This is a genomic window from Pedobacter gandavensis (assembly GCF_032678745.1).
GTDB classification, from domain to species: Bacteria; Bacteroidota; Bacteroidia; order Sphingobacteriales; family Sphingobacteriaceae; genus Pedobacter; species Pedobacter gandavensis_C.
Window position 1 is genome coordinate 37,980 of sequence record NZ_JAVTST010000006.1, and the last position, 21,887, is coordinate 59,866.

Below are 21,887 nucleotides of genomic sequence, written 5' to 3' on the forward strand. Positions count from 1 at the left end.
CTTTAGCCTTCTATATTATCTATAAATTTTTGAATATCATCTGCGGTACCTGAAAGTTCAAACTGCATCAATATGGGCAGTTGAAACAGGGCAGAGATTTTTTTTGCAGCGAGTGCATAATTAGGGCCCCAGTTTTTGTTTCCACTGGAGGTAATTGATTTGATGGAGCTGCTATTTTCTTCGAGGAACCTTAAAGTTGACAGAGGGACTTCTCCAAAACCTGTGGTATAGGTGATCAGGTGTCCTTCCTCCAGGGGAGCAGACACTTGATCAATCTTTTGAATATTCCAGTCGCGCTGTAACTTTAAGCGGTTCACAAACCGTTCTACATTACCGGTTTTACTGTCATAATAAATGCAGGTCATCAATTTAACTTGATTAAACTAAGCTAAAGCGGCTAACTCATCCGGCTTATATCCGATCACTCTTGCCAGTTCCTCTCCTGCTTCCATTAGAATCACCGTTGGTACAGAACGTACTCTGAATTGCATGGCCAGTTCAGGGTCATTGAAAGGATTGATGGTTTCGTATACCATTCCTTTTCTATCCAGATATTCAGAGACCATATTACATGGGCTACAATCTTCTTTTTCGAATTTGATGATTCTTTTAGTACTCATTTCGTAGGATTTTTTAATAAATCAGCCCTCATGCAGGGCTGGTGATCGATTTCAAAAATGGCAAATATTATCTAGAAAGACTCTAAACGGTTATCCACATTCGGTGGAAAAACAGCTGCATTTTATGACGGATGAGATACTGAAAAAACAACAAAAATGATTACACTTAGTAAGCGTTGTTCTGTAATGCATTCGTATAAAGAATATTGAAGAAAATAACTTGATGTTTGAAAGCATTAAAAGCGCTCAAAATACTTTTCATAAGAAGTTAGTTCATAAAAAAAGCTATACTCCGAATGATAAGGTTCGAGGTATAGCTGATCTGGAAATGACAATATTCTGTTTTGAAACTATGCTGTTTCTTCTTCGTCTTCTTCCAAGTAGATTTCATGGACTAAAAACTTCACTTTTTCCATGGTTTCCAGCAAGTCTTCTATATCCTCAGAAAGGATGTGATGGATCAGGTCGCCAGTTTCTGGAATTTCAGAGTTTGGAATTAATTCAAAAGCTTCGATACTACCTCTTAAATTAAGGTTCACAATTTTCACATAATTAACCCCGTTATCGATCCAATCTTTCAGAATATTGGCATCAAACTCCACATACCCTTCTATGTTTACCTTTTTCATAATCGTAAAGCTAAGGATAATTCGGGATCAATCGTTTATTGGGCTCATTTTATAGCTTCAGGAACAGTTGCTGCTCCTGAAAGAAAAGGTTAGGTCTAAGCAAGAGTTAGGGTGCTATAATTGTAAACAGGTACACGGCAAAGATCACCAATAAGACTACTCCTTGCAGGATATTTGTTTTTCCCGTAGCTAATGAAAGCATGATCGTAAATAGCGACAACAATAAAAGCACAGTAGATTTCATATCGATACCTAAGGTAATGGTCATTCCGGTTACCATAGAAACAATTGCTACGGCAGGAATTGTTAAACCAATACTGGCCAGTGCAGAGCCCATTGCCAGGTTAAGACTGGTTTGCAGGCGGTTCTTTCTAGCCGCACGGTAGGCAGCCAGGCCTTCAGGCAAGAGTACCACTGCAGCAATGATGACCCCTACTAAAGATTTTGGGGCACCGGCATTGACTACTGCCAGTTCAATATCAGGGGCTAAAGCTTTAGCCAACAGCACTACCACTCCCAAACAGATCAACAACAATAAAGCACTCCAAAGGGCTACTTTTTTAGTTGGTGGTTCAGCATGCACATCTTCATCACCATCTGCTTCCGGAGGGAGGAAAAAATCACGGTGTCTGACCGTCTGTACCAATACAAAAGTACCATAGAGTACCAGGGAAACTATCGCTACAAAGCCCAACTGTGCTGTAGTATATACAGGACCGGCCTTACTTGTGGTATAATTAGGTAGGATCAAGGTGAGTACCAGAATGGCCGAAAGTGTTACTAATGCTGCACTCACGCCCTCCAGACTAAAGAACTGTTCTTTAAACCGGGCGCCACCAACGAGTAAACAGGTACCGATCATTCCGGTTAAAATAATCATTACGGCGGCCAATACCGTATCACGGGCAAGGGCTGTCGTTTCAGGTCCTCCTGTTAGCATCAGGGAAACAATCAAAGCAACTTCTATCACTGTAATGGCCAATGCCAGGAGTAACGTTCCGTAGGGTTCACCTACCCTATGGGCAACGACTTCGGCATGGTGTACGGCAGCCAGTACACTACCAATTAATACTGCGGCAAGAACAATCGAATATAAGCCCCCAAGGTCTAATGACATTCCAAAATAAGCAATCCATGCTAGAATTGGAACGGCAATGGTCCATAAAGGAAGAGGTAAGGTTTTTTTCATAGTAAAAGATATTTATTTAGAACCAAAAAATTCAATAATTGTTTAAAAAAGCTGTATTTAAGGCTTTGTTTAGATTAGAAAGCAGGTATTTATACCTGTTTTTTTATTAGGGTATTTTCACGGTTACCAGAGCTGCTGCGTACCGGTACTTTAGCGGAATAGAAATATCAAGCTCCAATGATAACTGAACACATTTACGGCGAACCAATAAACTTACGTATCCTTAGTGAAGGGTTATTCCAACCTGTACTTCATTTAAATTTGCAGCGACATTCCTCGGGCACTATTTCGGGAACTGCTGTGATCACTATAAAAGAACTTACTGGCCCGCTTAATTTAAGCTTCAAAGTGGTTGGAAGTTACCAAAACCAAGCTCATCTCGCAAATATATCTATACAACTTAAAGGTCATAAGCTACTAGACACTGAACAAAAGCCTTGTTTGACTGTAAGCTTAGAGATGAATGCTGCTTATACTACCGGTATTTGCAATTACCATTATCATGGTGAAATCAATAAAAACGTCAGAAATGCAACGGTATCGAGTATACTATTTGCAACCACACCATCAAAAAAAGCATTTGGTATGGCTGACCTTTCAAAAAAGAATCATTACGCTCTATTGTAATCAATCACTTCTTAAAGGTGTATTGATTTTAACTAACTGGCAGTCCCCCACCTGCCAGTTTTTTTACATCGAAAAAAACAAGCCTCCTTCCCTTATCAAAATATGAAATAATAATTCAGAAAAGTTTTAATCGACTAATTTTTTTGTATAATTTCATCACAAAAGCAGCTGCTAATTAAATATATTTAGTTTTTCCAGACCTATTAAACTTTTCATATGCTTCAAGATCAAGCCCAGAACCCCAACTATCATCATTATTTAGAAGGAGGAGGAGAAATGGGACAGCTGATTCGGGATTATGATTGGTCTAAGACAGTGATAGGATCGCCAGGGCAATGGTCGCAAAGTTTACTGACTACTATAAGTATCATCATAGGTTCGCGTTTTCCAATGTTTTTATGGTGGGGAACAGAATTGATTCAGTTTTATAATGATGCTTATCGCAAAAGTCTTGGTGATGAAGGGAAACATCCTACTGCATTGGGGCAAGCTGGCAAAGATTGCTGGCCAGAGATCTGGGACATGGTGTCGCCCATGATTGAACAGGCCATGTCTACTGGAGAAGCTACCTGGTGTGAAGATGAATTACTTCCAATTTTTAGAAACAACCAGCTGGAGGATGTATACTGGACCTTTAGTTTTAGTAAAGTAAAAGACCTTCCGGGCCAAATCGGTGGTGTATTGGTGATCTGTTCTGAAACGACGGAAAAGGTCCATGCCGATAGAAAAATTGAGAAAACCTTAGCTGAGCTTGCCAATAGTGAGTCGAAAATCAGATATATGCTGGCCGATGCCCCTGTTTCCATTGCCTTGTTTACTGGTCCGGATTTCATTATCGAATCAGCAAATAAACTGGCCATGAAAGAATGGGATAAAGGAGAGGAAATTATTGGCATGCCATTGGCAATCGCTTCCCCAGAATTAACTGGTCAACCATTTTTCGAATTGTTAAATCATGTTTTAGCTACCGGGCAACCTTATCATGGCAATGAAGTGAGGGGTTTATTGAAACAGCAAGACAAACTGGAAGAGTTCTATGCCAACTTTGTGTATCAACCCATAAAAGATGAAAAAGGGAATACCCACAGCATCTTAATGGTGGCTAATGTTATTACGGAACAGGTTGTGGCCAGAAAAAAGGTAGAACAAGCGGAAGAAATGCTTCGATTATCTATTGAATCTGCGAATGTGGGCACCTGGAGACTGGATATTGAAAGCAATATTTTTATTGCCTCTCCAAGGATGAAAGAACTGTTTGGCTATAGCCATGATGAGGAGGTTTCACTTTCAGACACGCTGGATCAGGTTCATGAAGATTATCGACAACAGGTTGCTGATGCGGTGATGAATTCAATAGAAACAGGAAAGGATTTTAGTGTAGAGCATCCAATTGTTGGTCGTGATCATCAAGCTATGCGCTGGGTGAGGGCATTAGGTCGGCTTTACCCTATGGAAGTTGGGCATCCGGCTCATTTTTCTGGGATGCTACTGGACATTACAGAACAAAAGCAGGATGAGATTCGCAAAAATGACTTCATTGGAATGGTGAGTCATGAGTTAAAAACTCCCCTCACCTCTTTAAATGGATATCTTCAACTGATGATGCTTAAATTAAAAGAGCCACAGGATCAGTTTATAGCTTCTTCTTTGAGCAAAGCGAATGTACAGGTCAAAAAAATGAGCAACATGATCAATGGTTTTCTGAATCTTTCGAGGTTAGAATCTGGGAAAATCCATTTGAACATGGAAAGTTTTGATCTTGGCCAGTTGGTCCAGGAAATGATTGACGAAACCAAGTCTACACTCCACCAGCATACCATTACTTTAAATTCCTGCGAAGCAGTTACTATTCATGCGGATCGTGATAAAATCGGTTCTGTGGTTTCCAATTTATTGAGTAATGCGGTGAAATACTCCCCAAAGGGAAAAAGAATAGAAGTCAACTGCCAGGTCAGCCCATTAGCTGCTCAGATCAGTATTAAAGATGAAGGAATGGGCATTAAACCACAATCCTTAGGGAAGCTGTTCGAACGTTTCTTTCGGGTAGAAACGAAACACACGCAGAACATTTCAGGATTCGGCATCGGATTGTATCTCTGTTCAGAAATACTGGAACACCATGGGGGTAAAATATGGGTGGAGAGTGAGATTGGCATTGGCTCGACTTTTCATTTCAGCTTACCAATACCAAACTCTGACTCCAACCTTTAAATTATTTTACTTTAAATTCTACGCGACGGTTTAAAGCTTTTCCTGCTTCAGTATCATTTGAGGTTACTGGATTGGTTGCACCATGTCCCTTAATTTTCAACTTACTGCCGTTAAGACCTGCATTTACCAGGTAAGATTTTACTGCATTAGCACGGTCTACTGATAAAGACATATTATGTGCTGCAGAACCTTCTGTAGAGGAATTACCATGGATGGTTAATACGGCATCCGGTGATTTTTTCATTTGACTAACTACCTGATCAAGCGTTTCAAAAGAAGCAGTTTTCAATACATCTGAATTGAATTCAAATTGAACATTGCTGAAATTAAAGTTTGCTTTTTCTTCAGGAGCTGGTGCTTCTTTCTCTTCTACTGGTGCTGGAGTTGGTTTCGGCTCCTCAACAGGTGCTTTGGTTTCTGCTACTGGGGCAACTGGTTTTGCAACCATTTTTTTAGTCTTGCAAGCTTGCATCGAAAGGGTCAACAGCCCAATCGCAACGATTAGTGTACGTGTTCTTAAAATTTTCATTTATGTTTTGTGTTTGTTAAAAATAAAAATTATTATCCAATGATTAAGCAATAAAACGAATTAGTTACGATTATAGTGTTAGCCGCAACAAAAGGAAGGAATAATTTTGATATGGAATCCCTGAAAATCAACTGTCATAAGGAATCTCTCATTTTTTCCCACGCAGGATTCCGCTGGAAATTCCAAAACGAAAATAGCTGTACTTGTCCCTGTAATAGATATTGTAAGGATCTTCCCCATAATAACCCGCTGCCATCATTAAAAAAGCATTGTTCATAAAAGGGAAGCTATAATGAAAGGAAAGTTCCGCGTTGAGTCTTTTTTTGATGGCATTCAGCTCGTATTCCTTCATTGGGTTAAGGGCATAATTGATTTCTGCATTTAATCTCCAGTCCTCTTTTTCAGGGTGGTAACTTCTCAATGAGCAATTATAGATTATTCTGGTAAAGCCATAATCGTCTTTCATGGCCTTTTCGTAGTTAAACCATTTATGCCATTCGAGGCCGGCCTTATGATTCAGGGAATAATAACCGCTATTTTTATGCTTATTGAAGTCCGTTCCAAAATGGTAAGCTAAAGTTAAATAGTTTGTCGTAAAATTACCATTATTGGTATTTATGCTTCCATCTGGATTTAAGGCTGTTCCATCCTGACCATTGGAATGGTGGGTAAAAGTTAGGCTGGCATACTTGTAATCAGGTACAGACCTGTCTAACCGTACAAATAATGTTCCTCCAAGTTTGAAACTTGGAGTTCGTACCGCTGCTGATCTTTCTTCCTTTACTTTAACAGTAAAATCGGGTACTACAGCAAAAGCGATGGGCAACTTTTCTGTAGCAAGCAGCATATAGGTGGTGGTGAGCCGTCCATTGATCACAAATTTACCCGGAGCGCCTAGCTCTCCTCTTGGAGAGATATAAGAAAGCGCTGCGTTCTCTTTGTAGAGTTGTATAAAGTCCGTATTTATTTCTTGATGATTTTGAGCCTGTACAGCTACTAAACTTAGGCTATAAATCAGTATCATTAAGCCTGGAATTTTCATTGGAACCTTTTAATACTACATACGCATCGAAGGTCAAAAAAGTTTCATATTCCTCAAAAAATAAAAGCTTTATTAATCCCTGTTAAAGGCGTTTAGTGTAGCTGTTTTCCAGCGCACATAACCTAATTTGTCGCATTGACTTGCTACTTCAGCAATGGCCGCTTCCGGTACATCATTGACAATTTTCCAGCGGATACCTTGTTTGTTATAGTAGCTGATATAAATTACAATATCCTCAAATAAAGGTTCCATCAGCTCCAGGTCTTTGAGGTGTAAATCCTGAAGTTCTCTGGCCAATACAGCCAATTGGTCGTTCATCACTTTTACTAGGGGCTCTGCCGGTTTAATGTCCGGTTCTACAATTGGGAGTACGGTTATGGTCATACGCTTGTTCAATCTAGGATCCTATCTATAGGCTTGCATTTATCAAGGTTGCAAACCATAGAAATACTACAAATATTAGCAAATATAAAAATTATTAGGCATTAAAAGAAGGAATTACTTATCTCCGCGCATAAAGCCCATCGACATTGCTGAACCTGTTCCCAATACAGCCCCTGCAGCCACATCCGTAGGATAATGAACCCCGAGGTATAAACGGGAAAAGCCAACAGAACTTGCCCATAAATAAGCTGGTGCAATGACATACCATTTCCGATAGCTATTAGATAAGGCGGTTGCCGTAGTAAAAGCCGTAGAGGTATGCCCTGAAGGGAAGGAATAATGCGAAGGTTGATAAACTGCGTTGATTTTCACCAATCCATTAAATGGTCTTGGACGTTTTACCAGTTTTTTAATGAGCAAGGTAGCCACTACATTTACGGCAGAACTACTGGCCACATATACTGCATTCTGGCGCATTTGTTTATCATTTGATAGCACACCTGCAGCCATCAGTCCTACTGGAACACCAACATTGACCACATCATTATATTTGGACAGAAACATAAAGAAGCTTGTTTTTTCCGGAGTTCTCCGTTCAGAAAGGTTGATCAGAATCCGATCATCCAGCTGTTGTAATTTATGCTGGCCAAGTACTTGCATCGGGATGGCAAGAACTATAGTCAACTGAAATAGTATAATATAGTTAAGAAATGTGCTTTTCCTGCTGATCATGGCGTAAAGCTACATTTTATTTTTTTAAACTTATCTTCGGACGAAAATAAGCAGATGATCCCAAGAGGCAAACTAGACCTTACTTTTTCAGATACTTTTGCGGGCATTGGCTTTTGCATCGCTGAGGGGTTCCGTAGGAAAGAAAGTCCTACGCGCTTTCCAAAAGAAAGCGACAGGATGGTTACACTTTCGGTGCGTACCGGCCTGGATCTGCTCTTAACTGCATTAAATTACCCTCCGGATACGGAAATCCTGATGAGCAATATTAATATTCCGGATATGTTCAACATTATTCGGGCCCATCAATTGATTCCAATCCCTTTATCAATTGATAAAGACAGCTTATCAATTGATCCGGCAGAACTTAGCGCAGCCATCAGTTCCTCCAGCAAAATGCTTTTGTTAAGTCCTCTTTTTGGAGGGGTAATGGATCTGGAGTCCATCCTACCAATTGCCAAAAAACATCAGCTTTTGGTTGTGGAAGATGCTGCACAAGCTTTTATGGGGGATTTACCTGCCCCTTCTAGCGCAAGCCATATTGCACATCCGGGACACCCGGAAACTGATGTGTTGCTGTATAGTTTTGGTCTGATCAAGACGAATACTGCAATCAGCGGGGCAGTGATGACCATAAAAGACCCTGTCCTTTATTTAAAAATCAAGTGTTTAAATGAGAGTTTAACCCGACAAAAAACACGGGTATACTTTAAAAAGCTGATCAAAGTATTATTCATGAAGCTATTGACAATCAACAGCTTTTACACTTTATTTTATCATTTGATAGGTAATAGTGGAAAAAATTTTGATGAAGTGTTGAGTAGTTTTACCAGGGGCTTTCCTGGTGCTGATCCATTAAAGAAAATAAGGTTCAGGCCCTGTATGGCCAATGAACGTTTACTGGAAAGAAAGTGGAACAACTTCTCTACTGAAAAGATTAGACAAAGAAAACAACTGGCTAAGGACATTTTAACAGGACTTCCTGAATCCTTAAAAATTGGTCGATTAAATCTACATCACACCTACTGGGTCTTGCCCATCGAATGTGATGATCCTGATGAAATGATCAAGAAACTCCGCGAGCATGGTTTTGATGCCACCGCAAAAGCATCCAGTCTGATCAAACTGTCTCCAGTAAAACCAGGAACTGAAAATCCTGCTGCACTTTGCTTAAAGTGGCTGATTTACCTCCCGATGGACACTCAAATGAAAAGTTCAAAGCGGGAGGAACTTCGTTTGCTATTAAAATCTGGTATATAGCGCCAATTGAATGGCATGGTTGATGGACTGTCCATTGCGCATTTTCTGAGCTTGGTTCAGGTAGCCTGCTTCAAGATCCAGCTGTTTGCTGAAGCGGAATCCTCCTGCCACATAAGCCCTGTTCTGATCAAAGAAATGACCGTTTACATGGTCTTTATGCTGAACATTAAACATCAATTCATTCTGTAAAGCTACAAAAGCACCTTTTTGGAAATTAGGTTGGCCTTTTACCAAAGGAAGTAGCACCCGGGCAAAATATCTGATGCGTTGAGCAAACAAATCATCCCCAATTTGTTGGTCGATAAAGCGTTGTTCCAACCTGAACCGGTGACTGATATTCAGGCTCTTCAACTTATGTTTATAGATGTATTGTTGCCATATCCGGTGTTCAGTGAGTTGAATATCACTAAGACCAGGTACAGGAATATAGGTTTTGTTCAATAAATAACCCAATGTAAAATCGCTTTTATCATTGATAAAATAGGTTAGTCCCGGTCTGAACATAAAGTTCTTCAAATGACTAAACTGGTCTCCTGTTCTCAATTGAACATCGAGGTGAGTTCCCCATTTCTTTGTGAGTTTATTATTATTCATCAGAAATAACCAACCTGTGTTTTGGTTTGAAGTCTGGGCAATGGCTAAAGTGCTGAAAAAGCACATGAAGGCCAGCAAAAGAAAGTAATTACGCATTATAAAAAGGGTTTCAAATCGTGTTTGGCTAAAATAAAAACAATTATTTAAAGATTTGATCTGTTCCTAAAATAATATCGTAGACCTGTAATTGAATAAAAGCCGGGATGCAAGTTATATTGACTATGTTCGTAAAAAAACATGGGTGTAAAGAAGCATTTATTAGACGCGGAAGTAAAATTGCCGGGAGGTAGAATCGTTAAAGGGCCGGTAACCACCTCAGATGACAAAACCTATTATTTCAAAAGTCAATCAGGAGGTTCAGATTTTTATCTTTACCTGATCCGAGATGACAATGGTTGGTATGAATCCGGAGGAAATGAAGCCGAGCAACCACAAGAAACTGTTGATCAGGTTGGTCAGCAGATTGACAATTATTTAAAAGCACAAGCAGTTCGAGGATAAGCCCTAAAAGGTAATGACCTGGAATTAGATATCGTGATTCCTATAAAACAAAATGGCCACATCAAATCTTTGATGTGGCCATTTTGTTTATTGTTGCCCCAGTGATTAGTCCATCACTAGCTTTCCTAATGCTTCTTTACTAAAGCCTTTCAATTCGTCAACACGATTTTCCTTAATTTTCTTTACCCAGTTTGGATCTGCCAATAATGGTCTACCCACTCCTACTAAATCAAAATCACCTCTATCCATACGACGCATCAATTCATCTAAAGAACTAGGCTCTGAAGCTTCCCCAGCAAAAGCTTTCAAAAACTCTCCGGTTAAGCCTACCGAACCTACGGTAATGGTTGCTTTTCCTGTGATTTTTTTAGCCCATCCTGCGAAGTTTAAATCAGAACCTTCAAATTCAGGCTCCCAGAATCGACGTTGTGAACAATGGAAAATATCCACTCCTGCATCTGCCATTGGATTTAACCATGCTTCCATTTCCTGAGCTGTTTTTGCCAGTTGGAAAGTATAGTCGGCCGGTTTCCATTGAGATAAACGAAGGATAACCGCAAAATCTTCCCCTACTTGTCTACGAACCTCTTTGATCACTTCTATTGCAAAACGGCTACGTTCTGGCAAAGTTTTACCACCATAAATATCTGTACGTAAATTGGTTTCTTCCCAGAAGAACTGGTCGATCAGGTAACCATGGGCACCATGTATCTCTACCGTATCAAATCCCATTCTTTTTGCTTCTGCTGCTGCTTTACCATAGGCCAGAATTGTGGCTTCAATATCAGCTTCAGTCATCGTGTTGCCATTGTTAAAGCCAGGTCTGTTTAAGCCGGAAGGACCTTCAAATGGTGCGGATGGTGTCCAACCAGAATGGTGGTTATCCATGATGCCCATATGCCAGATTTGAGGCCCCATTGCGCCACCTTGTGCATGTACGTCTTTGATCACATTTTGCCAGCCTGCCAATGCCTCAGTTCCATGAAAATGAGGCACATTTGCATCATTAGACGATGCTGGACGATCGATTACGGTTCCTTCAGAAAGAATCAAACCAACCTCTCCTTCCGCTCTTTTACTATAATAAGCAGCTACATCTGCCCCTGGAATTCCATTTGGCGAGAATGATCTCGTCATTGGTGCCATCACTATTCTATTTTTTATATTTAAAGATTTCAGACTAAACGGTCTAAACAAACTTTCTGTATTCATAATTATATTATTTATATATCGGATTCAATGATTTTGCTTAATTCTACAAATGTTTCTTCATTTCTTTTGTAATACGTCCACTGCCCTACCCTGGTTGAAGAAACCAAACCGGCACGTTGGAGAATGGACAAATATTCAGAAACAGTAGATTGCGTCAATCCTGCCTTTTTTTGGATTTCACCCACGCAAACGCCAACTTCAAAACCGGCGTGTACCTGCTCAGGAAAACTCGCGGCAGGGTCCTTTAACCAAAGCAGAATCTCCAACCTGGTCTTGTTGGAAAGCGCTTTAAATATTTCTAACTGTTTCATGCTACAAATATATATCGACTTTTTCCGATATCCCTATTAAACTGTAAGAGATGACATTAGCCTGATTATATCGGTTTTTCCCGATATAACTCTCTTTATTTAAATCAGGCAGTCCTGCGATAGTAGTCCAGAAAATCGGATATTTGAATTGTATCCATCTTAAATGATCATTGCTAAAGGATGATGCGATCAAGTTTTATGAAAAAAAGAGAAAAACTGGCGATCATACGTCAACACTACCCTAATGCCATCAGCACGATCGACAGTATCAACACTTTAATTGATTTTGTAGAAGCGAATCTGGATCTTGAACCTTCTCAAATCATGATGGCAGACAGTATTTGTAGTGATGATGTCAATAGTATCCAGTTCCCGGTGAGGTCCAATGAATTCCTGGGGCCTTTTAAACTGGGCGGTTTAGATGGATTTCCTTTCGCCGGACTGAGTGGAATGGCTGCCTTAGCTAGTCATGTGCCAGATGATGGAGCAGTGTTGGTTTATTATGGTCCACATATCGGGATTTCCAAAGAAGGGACACTTGGCGAAATTCACCGTTACGGACAACAAAACAGTACAGATTGTTGTGGTGCCGCAAAAGGTGCATTAAAAAAGCTACACTCCAACGCCATTGTTGATGGACACCTGGAGGATCTGGACTATCAAATGAATACTATTGAACAAATTATTCTTAAAGAAAAAGACAGAATCCTATCTGCGGTACACCCTTTAAAAGAAACTACAGAAGCCATTTATGAAGCTATAGACAAACGCATCAATGAATTGGTAAACCGTACAAAATACACCTGTAAATATGTGATTTTATTGGGTACAATCCACATCAACAGTGATACTGATATGGGCTCTTTTACTTCTGCTAAACGCTTTGAGCTAATTAATCTTGCAACAAATGAGCGACAAAACCTGATGGAGGAATTTTTCAATTAAAACTGTCTTCAATAATAGTATATTAGAAAAAAATATCACGTTAACTATCAGCTATGAACTTGAATAGAGCCATCCTAACCACTACTTTAATCCTGGGTACTATTGGTATTGCCAATGCACAGGAAGCCAAACACGAAGACACCGAATTTTACACGCCTGTTCCGCCGGTAGTTACTCCTGCAAAAACGGCAGGTAATGCACCATCTGATGCGATTGTCCTGTTTGATGGTAAAAATTTAGACCAATGGGTGATGACTAACGACAGGTCTCAACCTGCAAAATGGAAAGTAGGCAAAGGGGCATTTACAGTGGATAAGCAAACTGGAAACATTGAAACGAAACAGTCTTTTAACAATTACCAGTTGCATTTGGAATGGAAAGTTCCTGCAAATATCAGTGGTGAAGGGCAAGCTCGTGGCAACAGCGGACTTTTCCTTGCGTCTATAGGAAAAGGAGATCTTGGTTATGAACTGCAAATTCTTGATGCTTATAACAATCCTACTTATACTAACGGTATGGCGGGCAGCGTTTACAAACAAACGACTCCAATGGTTAATCCTTCCAAAAAACCAGGAGAATGGCAAACTTATGATGTGCTTTGGACCGCACCGGTATTTGAAACAGACGGCAGTTTAAAGAGCCCTGCGAAAGTAACTGTATTGTTTAACGGCGTTGTCGTGCAGAATAATTTTGAATTGAAAGGCCCATCACAATATGTTGGATTACCTTCTTACAACAAAGCGCATGGCCCATCACCAATAAAACTACAGTCGCATGGAGATAAAAGTGAACCTTTAAGTTTCCGTAACATCTGGATTAGAGAACTATAAATCACACCTTATAAAATAACGAACCTATGAAAAAGTTAATCCTTCTTTTAGCCATTGGCTTCAGTTTTGCCGGTTGTAGCAGTATGAAATCATCAAAAGATGCAAATACGGTTAATCTTACAGGGAAAATTGAAAAAATGGGAATGACTACCTATCAGTATGGTACGCATACCATTGAATCTGACAAAAAAACCTATGCTTTGAAAAGCAGTAGCGTAGACCTGAATCAATTTGAGAACAAAGATGTGGAGTTGGTAGGGACGAAAGTTCCTGGTTACCCAGTAGAGAATGGGCCTTTACTGATCGAAGTAAGTTCAGTAAAAATAAAGTAATACCAGTCTCCCATTAATATTATGGGAGACCTTTTATTTTTATAAGTTATTTTTATACGGGAGTACCGTTACGAAAAAACTGATCCTGGTAAGCTTTCAAATCATTTTTCAAGATACCTCTTGCCACATGAATTCTGGTTTTCACTGTACCTATCGGGATTTGTAATTCTTCTGCTATTTCATGGTATTTATACCCTTCGAAATACTTCACAAAAGGAATATAATATTGTGGCTGCAGCTTTCCTAATGCACTATGAATATCGTTCATAATACACTTCCCTAGCCCTGCATTATGGGAAGCGCCTAAAGCTGCACCTGTAGTCGTAATGTCGACCCCATAATTCATAAAGGTTTTTGCCAGGTTTCTGCGCCTGTAACTGTTAATAAAAGTGTTTCTCAGAATCATATATAACCATCCCTTAAGATTGGTACCCTGCTTAAAGTTTCTTTCATAACGAATCGCTTTGAGCATAGTATCCTGAACCAGGTCATCGGCATCATCATCATTCTGAGTAAATGCAAGAGCAAAAGATCTTAGGTTATCCTTATAGCTCCAAAGTTGAAAATTAAAATCGATTGTGGTAGTGCTCATTGGATTATAGATTAGTTTGACATGTAAATATCAAACGCTATGCCTCAGCAGGCCTGACATCAACTAACCCGTATAAATCACAAGTAAAACAGGTAATCGATATCTAGCCTTACGTATTTAACGCAAAAACCCTCTTTAAATGGCTAAAATAAACAATTTATAACAAGAACGTATTTACCTAATGGATCAAGCCGTTCAATATCGCGTAATGAATTAATGCGGCTGTGTTTCTGGAACCCGTTTTTTCTATCAAAGTCTGACGGTGTCCTTCCACTGTTCTTTTGCTAATAAATAAGCGCTCGGAAATCTCAGTATTGGTTAATCCTTCTGCGATTAGCGCCAGGATTTCAAGTTCTCTATTGGAAAAATCGTGTGGTTCCTGAAGATAGGCCGTTGTACGTGTTGTATTTTGACTACATTTTCCTAGCATTCTCATAGCCAGTTCCGAACACAGGTATTTCCCTCCTGAATTTACGTGTTTTAAAGCGAAAATAAGTTCTTCTGCACCAACACTCTTCAACAAATATCCTTTCGCTCCTGCTTCAAAGGCCTGGGTCACATACTTTTCATTGTCGTGCATAGAAAGCATCACCGCTATCGTGGATGGATAATGCTCTTTTAGCTCTTTCAATAGCATTATCCCGTCTAGTTCGGGCATATTGATATCTGCAAGTACTAGATCTACTTTTGCTCCGGTGGCGAGATATGCCAGAGCTTGAACCCCATTTTCCGCCTCCGCAACCACATGTATCTCCTTATCTGTCTCCAATAACATCTTAATGCCATTACGTACAATATTATGGTCTTCTGCTAATAAAATCTGTAACATCTTCCTAAATTTAGCACTTTAATCTTCATATTTCTTTGTGTCCAGATTTTCATTTAAATCTACGAGCATTGTTTTTAAGCGATCAATATGGATTTTCATTTGTTCCACCCGTTCCATTTTGTGCTGAGTATTATAATCCGTCATCGCCTCTAGTAAATTTTTTCGTTCTTCCATCATCCGAATGGCTACCCACAAGGATTCTTCTATTCTTTTTGTCTTTTCAGATTCCAATACTTTTGCTGTAAATGTATGTCCTGTATAACAACGGTACCTTGAAATCTGATCATTTTCTACTTTCACTAATATACCTCCGCAATCCGGGCAGGTAATTGGAGTGAAAGGTCCTAATTTTTCCAGCTCTTTCACACTGCTACTCATCCTTTTTGTAATTTCAGCTTCCAATTTCACATCGGCAGGCACCTCTCCAACTTCACAATGCGCCCTTGAAAACAAATCCGACAATATATAAGCCATTTCATTAATAGGCACTTTATAATCTACATCCACGCTATTCAACACACTTATTGGCATATCTGGAAAATCCGCCTCTTGAGGGTCCTGCACTATGCACCTGCCAGCACTTCTTTTAATGGCCGACATCCCTGAGGTTCCATCATCCAATAAACCGGTTAAAATGATCCCTGTAACACAGGAGTCATAGGCAGCAGCAGCAGAGCGAAACAACACATCTATAGAAGGTCTCCAGTGGTTGTCGTAGGCCCCCCTTCTGATCAGGATTGTATCTTTTTCGATCATCATATGATGGTCTGCCGGGGCCAGATAAATGACCTTAGTCCTAATCTCTTCCCCATCCTTAGGAATGACACATTCCAAAACAGTTTGTTTTTGAATCTGACTAAGAATGACTTCCGTTAATGAATTTCTGGACATATGAATCACCACAAAAACTGAGGCATCAAAATTTGCTTCAAAACCAGCAACCAGCTTTGATACCGCAGAGATTCCTCCCGCAGAAGTTCCAATCACAATGATATTTCTCAGTTTATTGTCGGACATACCTTAGGATTTAGGACCCGAGCCTTTCTACTAACTCTGGGTCATGTTTAATTCGCATGGTCACGGTTGTCCCCGTTTTTCCAGTCTTAAAGTTGATTTTGCCATCTAAAAGAAAAATGCGGTTATTGATTCCCCGAATTCCAGATCCAAGAAATAAGGATTCATCTACATCTTTTTCAAAGCCCTGACCATTATCACTAATAATGATATTGATATAATCGTGTATCGAGGAAATCTGGATCTTTGCTTCTGAGGCATGAGCATGTTTGATACAATTACTGATCAATTCCTGGATCATCCTGAACACGTACAATTGCACCTCTTCATTTATAGGATAAACCTCATCTTTGATCACCGTTTTAATTTGGAATTCCGGGGTACTTAATCGTTGTCCCATCTCTTTTAGTCCAGAAATAAAACCAAAATCCCGGAGAACCGAAGGGGTCAGTTCATAAGACAGTTCCCTGGTTTCCCTAATCGCCTGATCCAGTAATTTATTGACATGTACAAACTCCCCTTTTAGGTTATTTTTGAGTTGTATATTTTGGAGATTTAAACGAATTCCATATAAAATCTGACAAACGCTATCGTGCAAGGCACTACTGATTTTGTAGCGTTCTTTTTCCTGGGCACTAAAAGTAGCAGACAATACCAATCTTTGCTGTTCTTGCTGCAGCTCATCTGCAGCTTTTGCCAGCTCTTTTTGAGCAGTAATGTTCATTAAAATTCCAGCAAAATATCGTGGTGTAATTTCATTTGCCACTTCATGTCCCTTTGCCAGAATATACTTTGTGACTCCATGTTTGGTAATGATGCGAAATTCGAGATCAAGGTCTTTAAAAGAATGAATGGTATCAAATAAAATACGTTTAACCAGATCTTTATCTTCAGGATGGATTAAAGCAACTAAACCTTTAATGGTACCATCAAATTCCCATCTCATTAAGCCGAGGACGGAATAACTAAACTCATCCAGAAATAATTTGTTGTTCCCTAGCTCCATTGTCCATGTTCCTGTACCTGATGCAGTCAAAATCATTTCTAACCTTTGAGTAGTTTTCATGAGTTCTCTCTGGGCGCGTTTACTTTCTGAAATATCAATGACCGTTACATAATATTTATTGCCTTTTGACAAAGCACCTTCAATAGCGATGCCCTCCATACGGACATCATATTCCTGCCCATTGGCTGCAATAGTCCTGATTTCACAATTTTTCTTATGTTTTGCAACATTCATTTTGTGTAAAAAAGCATAGAAAGCTTCCCATTCTGGTTCCACGATGAAACTTTGGAATTTCGCACCGATGATGGTCTCTTTTGAGACAGCCAGCATATCAATTCCCGTCTGATTAGCTTCCTCCACTAAACCGATATGATTGATTATGAAATAACCTACAGGTGCAAGATTAAAGAAGTCTACAAACTTAGTTCGTTCCAATTCCAACATTTCATAAGAGTTAGACAATTCATCATTTTGCATTTCCAGCTCCAATTGAAAGATCTGTAATTCTTCCAGAAGTACCGTCAATTCATGATTAGAAATTTGTTTCTCTAAAGACAATGAAGGGTCATTGGATTTCCCAATTCTTGCACGCAGCAAGGATATGACTTTCTCTCTATCGCTTCTTTTACTCACTTTCTTTTTCGATGAAATTTACAATACTAACTGTGTATTCTTCATTTTTTGACTCAGGCACATATTCTAAATGTATCATTAACTTCTTCATACCTATACTAGGAAAATCATGCTGTAGGTATAACTTAGCCTGCTTATCTTCTGTTAAAAACAAGACATCTAACTTATTAGTATTCCATCTATTATGAACAATTTCCATGAAAAATTGTTCTCTAATTTCAGTTTCTCTCATTTGAAACAACTGCAAAAAGAAACTATTTACAACCAAAACTTTACCATCCCTATCCAGGATCACCGCCGCATGACGTAAATGATCTACATTGGCCTGAATATAGCACAGCAGGCTCGAGAACTTCCTCTCCAATGCCTTAACAGGAGTGATTTTTGTAAAGGTAAGCACCGCGCCACTAATGAAATTATCCATTGTACGATAAGGCATTATCCTCAGATTATACCAATCATTGGTTTTAGTTTTCACCTCTAATTCTTTTCCATTTAGCTTCTCTATTACCTCCAATATGGCATTTTCAATAGAAGGGTAATCAAAATTTGAAGCGATATGTGTAATGGATCTTCCTATATCAGAATTGATCACATTAAACAGTTTATTGACTTGTGGTGTAAACCGTAGTATATTCAGGTTATTGTCTAAAAATATAGTTCCAATATCTGTATTGTCCAGTAAGTTCTTCATATCATTATTCATGCGGGTTAATTCCTCCGCTTTGTTCTGATATTGAAGATTAATGGTCATGAGTTCTTCATTTAAAGACTGCATCTCTTCTTTGGTGGTCAATGCTTCTTCATTGGTACTCTGTAATTCTTCATTTGTACTTTGAAGTTCTTCATTTGTAGACTTCAATTCTTCTAAAGAAGTCTCCATTTGCTCAATAGTAGTATGTAACTGCTGTTTGGTATAGGTCAATTCTTTTTCCAGGCCTTCCACTGCGGCACCTTGAATTGAACTGCGTTTTGCATTTGTTCCGATTTTCTTCTTTATCGGTCCTTTATCCATAAAAACTACAACAAAAAGATTTTGCAGCTGTAGATCATCCAGACGATCCACACTAAAATCTACCATTTGCTGAACACCATTCACATTGACTTTTAAGTCCGTATATTCTACTTTGGCTTTTTCCAACACACATTGATGAATGGCATTCCCCAATGCATATTTGAGTTCTTCCACCACAATTTTATGGATGTTCATGGAAGCCTCTCCCGAAGGAAATTTAAGGTATTTATCTACCTTACCATTAATATACAAAATCTCTCCTTTATCATCTACAAGTAGCGATGATGGCGTATAGGCCTCTAGGAGTACTTTATGAAAACGTTCTGCCAATAAGCTTTTGGCTACCGGTTTTTCCTGCAGTCCTTTCATGTTTTTATCGGATTGATTGGTAATATTAAAGGGGAAGTCAATCAATTTCCCCGCTACTGAAACACCGTCTTTACGCTCATAAAGTCGCCATTTGGAATCCAGTACGTTAAAAGCATCATTAAAAATCCCAACAGACTCTGCCGGTCCAAGGAATAGAATTCCCCCAATATTCAGGGAATAATGGAATATAGGCATGAGTTTCTTTTGCAGATCTGCAGTCAGGTAAATCATCACATTCCGACAACATAACAGATCCAGTCTGGTAAAAGGGGCATCTTTAATAAGGTTATGTTGGGCAAAAACAATCAGTTCCCGAACTTCTTTTTTCACAACATATCCATTATTCTTCTTAATGAAGTATTTGTCGAGGTGTTCGGCAGAGATTTCAGAAATGATATTAGAGAAGTAAAAGCCGGCACGTGCATGATCAATCGCATTCGGATCCAGGTCTGTAGCAAAAATCTGGACTTTAGGCGGTGTTCTTGATTTCATTGCATTTAAGAATTCCATCACAAAAATCGCGACAGAATAGGCTTCTTCTCCTGTAGAGCATCCTGCAATCCAGATTCGAATGGGCTCTTCTGGGCTTTTCTTAATTAGTCTGGCGTATAAATGCTCTTTTAATTGTTCAAATGCTGGAACATCTCTAAAAAACTTAGTTACCCCGATCAATAGTTCCTTAAAAAGGACCTCTATTTCCTGTGGATTTTCTCTCAGAAAATTCACGTAATTGATATAATCCGGAAGCTGATGGAAGGCAATCCTTCTTTCTACACGTCTGGTGATGGTATTTTTCTTATATAATGTAAAATCATGCCCGGTGTGTGAGCGCAACATCATTAAAATCTTATTCAAATGCGTATGGTTATTTCTTTCTTTTAATAACTCGTCTGTCCCAACTGTTTTTAATGCCGGATGATTTAGGTATTGAATTAATTTACCCGGCATTTCTTCCGGCGGCAATATATAATCGATCATCCCTGTCTTTATCGCAGCTTCAGGCATACTACTATATTCCGCAGATTCCGGGAGTTGAACCATTGCCATTCCCAGTTTTTCCTTGATCATTCTCAATCCTGTTTCACCATCCGCACCCATTCCAGAAAAAATAATGCCTACGGCATAATTCCATTGGTCTTCCGCTAAACTTTGCAGGAAATAATCAATACACATATGTGCGCCTTTTGACCTTGATTCTTTAAACAGGAGCAAATGACCATTGTGAATGCCCATGTCTTTGGCTGGCGGGATGACGTAAATATGGTTCGGGGTTAATTTTAGCCCATCTTCTGCTTCTACGACCTGCATAGCAGTCGATTTTTGAATCAATTCAGAAAGTCCTACTTTCTGATCAGGATCCAGATGCATGATGATGACAAAAGCGAAACCGGTGTCCTTAGGCGTATGCCTAAAGAAAGCTTCGAATGCATGAAAAGATCCTGCCGATCCTCCCATTGCAATAATTGGAAAAAACTTCCTTTGCTTACTCTTCTCCATCAACTCCTCAGTAAGTTCAGAAAAACCAGCAGTGTTTAATTGCTGATTTGAATTATTTTGATCCATATTCATAGCCTATTTATATTTATAGCTAATGTAAGGTTATTCTGGAAGTGATGAAATTTTATTAAACGACGAAAACAGCCTAAATCAATACTTAAGGCTGCAATTTACTGTATAGAAACATTTTGATGTCCAAAAATAGATTTTATTTCAAATAACCGTTGACCACCGCATAGCGGATTAGTGATGCCGTATTTCGTACCCTTGCTTTTTCTATGAGGGTCTGCCGGTGTCCTTCCACAGTTCGTTTGCTAATAAATAATTGATCTGCAATCTCATTATTAGTTAATCCTTCACCAATCAGCTGAAGTACTTCAGCCTCTCTGGAAGAAAGATCTAGCGGTGTTTGGTCTAAATATTCTGAAAACTGATTTTGGCGATGAACAGTATCCTCTAAATATTGGAGCCCTAGTTCAGTACATAGGTACTTCTGACCATTATTTGCCTGATGCAACGCGAATAAAAGCTCTTCAACTCCTACGCTTTTCAATAAATAGGCTTTTGCACCTTCAGAAAAGGCTTCAAAAACATATTTCTGCTGATCGAGCATAGAAAGAATAACGACATTGACCTTTGGGTAGCGAGTTTGTAAGGTTTTAAGGAGGGTCATACCATCCATCTGAGGCATATTAAGATCCGCAAGGATCACATCTACTTCCAGGCCCTGATCCAATAAATTGATGACCTGGGTACCATTTGTTGCTTCACCAACAACGTTAATACTTTCTTCTTGTCCTAACAATAACCGGATTCCATCTCTCACAATGTGATGGTCCTCAGCTAACACAACTCTTAGCGCTTCCATGAATATGAATTTCGAGAAAAAATACAACACTCAGCTCTAAAAGAAGAAGTATTTCAACTTAATTCAGTAAAATCCCGTAGAAATACGGTAATCCAACACGTGTTTATTCCTAATTAAAA

General features: G+C 39.2%; 24 protein-coding genes. 7 read left to right on the forward strand and 17 right to left on the reverse strand.

Annotation, left to right across the window (positions count from 1 at the left end; translation table 11 throughout):
- Positions 1-2: 2 nt before the first annotated feature.
- The 4 genes from nrdI to R2S10_RS17910 form a co-directional block, all read right to left on the reverse strand.
- Entirely contained in the window at positions 3-365 is a 363-nt protein-coding gene (gene nrdI, locus R2S10_RS17895; RefSeq protein ID WP_316841777.1) for a class Ib ribonucleoside-diphosphate reductase assembly flavoprotein NrdI, read from the reverse strand.
- Positions 366-383: 18 nt separating this feature from the next.
- Positions 384-620, reverse strand: a complete 237-nt coding sequence (locus R2S10_RS17900; RefSeq protein ID WP_316841778.1) for a thioredoxin family protein — start codon at positions 618-620, stop codon at positions 384-386.
- A 350-nt stretch (positions 621-970) separates the two neighbouring features.
- The gene (locus R2S10_RS17905) at positions 971-1,249 is read right to left on the reverse strand and encodes a hypothetical protein (RefSeq protein ID WP_316841779.1); all 279 of its coding nucleotides are present in this window, start codon (positions 1,247-1,249) and stop codon (positions 971-973) included.
- Positions 1,250-1,355: 106 nt separating this feature from the next.
- Entirely contained in the window at positions 1,356-2,438 is a 1,083-nt protein-coding gene (locus R2S10_RS17910; protein WP_316841780.1) for an ionic transporter y4hA, read from the reverse strand.
- A 177-nt stretch (positions 2,439-2,615) separates the two neighbouring features.
- On the opposite strand from R2S10_RS17910, the gene R2S10_RS17915 reads away from it, so the two are divergent.
- Positions 2,616-3,065 (forward strand): DUF1842 domain-containing protein, encoded by a 450-nt coding sequence (locus R2S10_RS17915; protein WP_316841781.1) that lies wholly within the window; start codon positions 2,616-2,618, stop codon positions 3,063-3,065.
- 216 nt (positions 3,066-3,281) lie between these two features.
- Positions 3,282-5,276, forward strand: coding sequence for an ATP-binding protein (locus R2S10_RS17920; RefSeq protein ID WP_316841782.1), 1,995 nt, complete (start codon positions 3,282-3,284; stop codon positions 5,274-5,276).
- 1 nt (position 5,277) lies between these two features.
- Here the strand turns inward: R2S10_RS17920 and R2S10_RS17925 are convergent, their stop codons facing one another.
- The 4 genes from R2S10_RS17925 to R2S10_RS17940 form a co-directional block, all read right to left on the reverse strand.
- Entirely contained in the window at positions 5,278-5,805 is a 528-nt protein-coding gene (locus tag R2S10_RS17925) for an OmpA family protein (RefSeq protein WP_316841783.1), read from the reverse strand.
- A gap of 148 nt (positions 5,806-5,953) precedes the next feature.
- On the reverse strand, positions 5,954-6,847 hold the full coding sequence (locus R2S10_RS17930) for a hypothetical protein (protein ID WP_316841784.1): 894 nt from the start codon (positions 6,845-6,847) through the stop codon (positions 5,954-5,956).
- Between the two features lie 72 nt (positions 6,848-6,919).
- The gene (locus tag R2S10_RS17935) at positions 6,920-7,231 is read right to left on the reverse strand and encodes a hypothetical protein (protein ID WP_316841785.1); all 312 of its coding nucleotides are present in this window, start codon (positions 7,229-7,231) and stop codon (positions 6,920-6,922) included.
- 114 nt (positions 7,232-7,345) lie between these two features.
- Positions 7,346-7,915 carry a phosphatase PAP2 family protein gene (locus R2S10_RS17940; protein ID WP_316841786.1) on the reverse strand — a complete coding sequence of 190 codons (570 nt, stop codon included), beginning with the start codon at positions 7,913-7,915 and terminating at the stop codon, positions 7,346-7,348.
- 102 nt (positions 7,916-8,017) lie between these two features.
- Between R2S10_RS17940 and R2S10_RS17945 the strand changes: the two genes are divergently transcribed.
- Complete coding sequence (locus tag R2S10_RS17945) at positions 8,018-9,220, forward strand: DegT/DnrJ/EryC1/StrS family aminotransferase (RefSeq protein ID WP_316841787.1); 1,203 nt, start codon at positions 8,018-8,020, stop codon at positions 9,218-9,220.
- On the opposite strand, the gene R2S10_RS17950 is transcribed toward R2S10_RS17945, so the two are convergent.
- Entirely contained in the window at positions 9,203-9,910 is a 708-nt protein-coding gene (locus R2S10_RS17950; protein WP_316841788.1) for a DUF2490 domain-containing protein, read from the reverse strand. The genes R2S10_RS17945 and R2S10_RS17950 overlap by 18 nt on opposite strands.
- Before the next feature lie 141 nt (positions 9,911-10,051).
- Here R2S10_RS17950 and R2S10_RS17955 point away from each other — a divergent pair, with 141 nt between their 5' ends.
- Positions 10,052-10,315: a hypothetical protein gene (locus tag R2S10_RS17955; protein ID WP_316841789.1), complete on the forward strand. Its 264-nt coding sequence runs from the start codon at positions 10,052-10,054 to the stop codon at positions 10,313-10,315.
- Positions 10,316-10,420: 105 nt separating this feature from the next.
- Here the strand turns inward: R2S10_RS17955 and R2S10_RS17960 are convergent, their stop codons facing one another.
- Complete coding sequence (locus R2S10_RS17960; protein WP_316841790.1) at positions 10,421-11,527, reverse strand: NADH:flavin oxidoreductase; 1,107 nt, start codon at positions 11,525-11,527, stop codon at positions 10,421-10,423.
- Between the two features lie 11 nt (positions 11,528-11,538).
- On the reverse strand, positions 11,539-11,838 hold the full coding sequence (locus R2S10_RS17965; protein WP_316841791.1) for a metalloregulator ArsR/SmtB family transcription factor: 300 nt from the start codon (positions 11,836-11,838) through the stop codon (positions 11,539-11,541).
- A gap of 198 nt (positions 11,839-12,036) precedes the next feature.
- Here R2S10_RS17965 and R2S10_RS17970 point away from each other — a divergent pair, with 198 nt between their 5' ends.
- Genes R2S10_RS17970 through R2S10_RS17980 form a run of 3 tightly spaced genes read left to right on the forward strand, consistent with a single transcriptional unit; the run spans position 12,037 to position 13,945 of the window.
- Positions 12,037-12,783 (forward strand): hypothetical protein, encoded by a 747-nt coding sequence (locus R2S10_RS17970; RefSeq protein WP_316841792.1) that lies wholly within the window; start codon positions 12,037-12,039, stop codon positions 12,781-12,783.
- Between the two features lie 53 nt (positions 12,784-12,836).
- A complete protein-coding gene (locus R2S10_RS17975) occupies positions 12,837-13,613 on the forward strand; it encodes a DUF1080 domain-containing protein (protein WP_316841793.1) in 777 nt (258 codons plus the stop codon).
- 26 nt (positions 13,614-13,639) lie between these two features.
- Entirely contained in the window at positions 13,640-13,945 is a 306-nt protein-coding gene (locus tag R2S10_RS17980) for a hypothetical protein (protein WP_316841794.1), read from the forward strand.
- A gap of 52 nt (positions 13,946-13,997) precedes the next feature.
- On the opposite strand, the gene R2S10_RS17985 is transcribed toward R2S10_RS17980, so the two are convergent.
- The 6 genes from R2S10_RS17985 to R2S10_RS18010 form a co-directional block, all read right to left on the reverse strand.
- The gene (locus R2S10_RS17985; protein ID WP_316841795.1) at positions 13,998-14,537 is read right to left on the reverse strand and encodes an RNA polymerase sigma factor; all 540 of its coding nucleotides are present in this window, start codon (positions 14,535-14,537) and stop codon (positions 13,998-14,000) included.
- Between the two features lie 178 nt (positions 14,538-14,715).
- On the reverse strand, positions 14,716-15,366 hold the full coding sequence (locus tag R2S10_RS17990) for a response regulator transcription factor (protein WP_316841796.1): 651 nt from the start codon (positions 15,364-15,366) through the stop codon (positions 14,716-14,718).
- Positions 15,367-15,384: 18 nt separating this feature from the next.
- A complete protein-coding gene (locus tag R2S10_RS17995) occupies positions 15,385-16,383 on the reverse strand; it encodes a chemotaxis protein CheB (protein ID WP_316841797.1) in 999 nt (332 codons plus the stop codon).
- Between the two features lie 10 nt (positions 16,384-16,393).
- Entirely contained in the window at positions 16,394-18,019 is a 1,626-nt protein-coding gene (locus tag R2S10_RS18000; protein ID WP_316841798.1) for a PAS domain S-box protein, read from the reverse strand.
- Positions 18,012-20,972: a CheR family methyltransferase gene (locus R2S10_RS18005; RefSeq protein WP_316841799.1), complete on the reverse strand. Its 2,961-nt coding sequence runs from the start codon at positions 20,970-20,972 to the stop codon at positions 18,012-18,014. Before R2S10_RS18005 ends, R2S10_RS18000 begins: the two co-directional genes overlap by 8 nt.
- A 136-nt stretch (positions 20,973-21,108) precedes the next feature.
- Positions 21,109-21,768 carry a response regulator transcription factor gene (locus tag R2S10_RS18010; RefSeq protein ID WP_316841800.1) on the reverse strand — a complete coding sequence of 220 codons (660 nt, stop codon included), beginning with the start codon at positions 21,766-21,768 and terminating at the stop codon, positions 21,109-21,111.
- Positions 21,769-21,887: the final 119 nt, after the last annotated feature.

Bases quoted from the DNA above. Each gene is read 5' to 3' on its own strand.
- R2S10_RS17985 (WP_316841795.1), bottom strand. From the start codon at position 14,537: ATGAGCACTACCACAATCGATTTTAATTTTCAACTTTGGAGCTATAAG.
- R2S10_RS17965 (WP_316841791.1), bottom strand. From the start codon at position 11,838: ATGAAACAGTTAGAAATATTTAAAGCGCTTTCCAACAAGACCAGGTTG.
- R2S10_RS17995 (WP_316841797.1), bottom strand. From the start codon at position 16,383: ATGTCCGACAATAAACTGAGAAATATCATTGTGATTGGAACTTCTGCG.
- R2S10_RS17925 (WP_316841783.1), bottom strand. From the start codon at position 5,805: ATGAAAATTTTAAGAACACGTACACTAATCGTTGCGATTGGGCTGTTG.
- nrdI (WP_316841777.1), bottom strand. From the start codon at position 365: ATGACCTGCATTTATTATGACAGTAAAACCGGTAATGTAGAACGGTTT.
- R2S10_RS17920 (WP_316841782.1), top strand. From the start codon at position 3,282: ATGCTTCAAGATCAAGCCCAGAACCCCAACTATCATCATTATTTAGAA.
- R2S10_RS17955 (WP_316841789.1), top strand. From the start codon at position 10,052: ATGGGTGTAAAGAAGCATTTATTAGACGCGGAAGTAAAATTGCCGGGA.
- R2S10_RS17905 (WP_316841779.1), bottom strand. From the start codon at position 1,249: ATGAAAAAGGTAAACATAGAAGGGTATGTGGAGTTTGATGCCAATATT.
- R2S10_RS17950 (WP_316841788.1), bottom strand. From the start codon at position 9,910: ATGCGTAATTACTTTCTTTTGCTGGCCTTCATGTGCTTTTTCAGCACT.
- R2S10_RS17900 (WP_316841778.1), bottom strand. From the start codon at position 620: ATGAGTACTAAAAGAATCATCAAATTCGAAAAAGAAGATTGTAGCCCA.
- R2S10_RS17910 (WP_316841780.1), bottom strand. From the start codon at position 2,438: ATGAAAAAAACCTTACCTCTTCCTTTATGGACCATTGCCGTTCCAATT.
- R2S10_RS17990 (WP_316841796.1), bottom strand. From the start codon at position 15,366: ATGTTACAGATTTTATTAGCAGAAGACCATAATATTGTACGTAATGGC.
- R2S10_RS18005 (WP_316841799.1), bottom strand. From the start codon at position 20,972: ATGAATATGGATCAAAATAATTCAAATCAGCAATTAAACACTGCTGGT.
- R2S10_RS17930 (WP_316841784.1), bottom strand. From the start codon at position 6,847: ATGAAAATTCCAGGCTTAATGATACTGATTTATAGCCTAAGTTTAGTA.
- R2S10_RS17935 (WP_316841785.1), bottom strand. From the start codon at position 7,231: ATGACCATAACCGTACTCCCAATTGTAGAACCGGACATTAAACCGGCA.
- R2S10_RS17945 (WP_316841787.1), top strand. From the start codon at position 8,018: ATGATCCCAAGAGGCAAACTAGACCTTACTTTTTCAGATACTTTTGCG.
- R2S10_RS18010 (WP_316841800.1), bottom strand. From the start codon at position 21,768: ATGGAAGCGCTAAGAGTTGTGTTAGCTGAGGACCATCACATTGTGAGA.
- R2S10_RS17975 (WP_316841793.1), top strand. From the start codon at position 12,837: ATGAACTTGAATAGAGCCATCCTAACCACTACTTTAATCCTGGGTACT.
- R2S10_RS17980 (WP_316841794.1), top strand. From the start codon at position 13,640: ATGAAAAAGTTAATCCTTCTTTTAGCCATTGGCTTCAGTTTTGCCGGT.
- R2S10_RS17960 (WP_316841790.1), bottom strand. From the start codon at position 11,527: ATGAATACAGAAAGTTTGTTTAGACCGTTTAGTCTGAAATCTTTAAAT.
- R2S10_RS17970 (WP_316841792.1), top strand. From the start codon at position 12,037: ATGAAAAAAAGAGAAAAACTGGCGATCATACGTCAACACTACCCTAAT.
- R2S10_RS17915 (WP_316841781.1), top strand. From the start codon at position 2,616: ATGATAACTGAACACATTTACGGCGAACCAATAAACTTACGTATCCTT.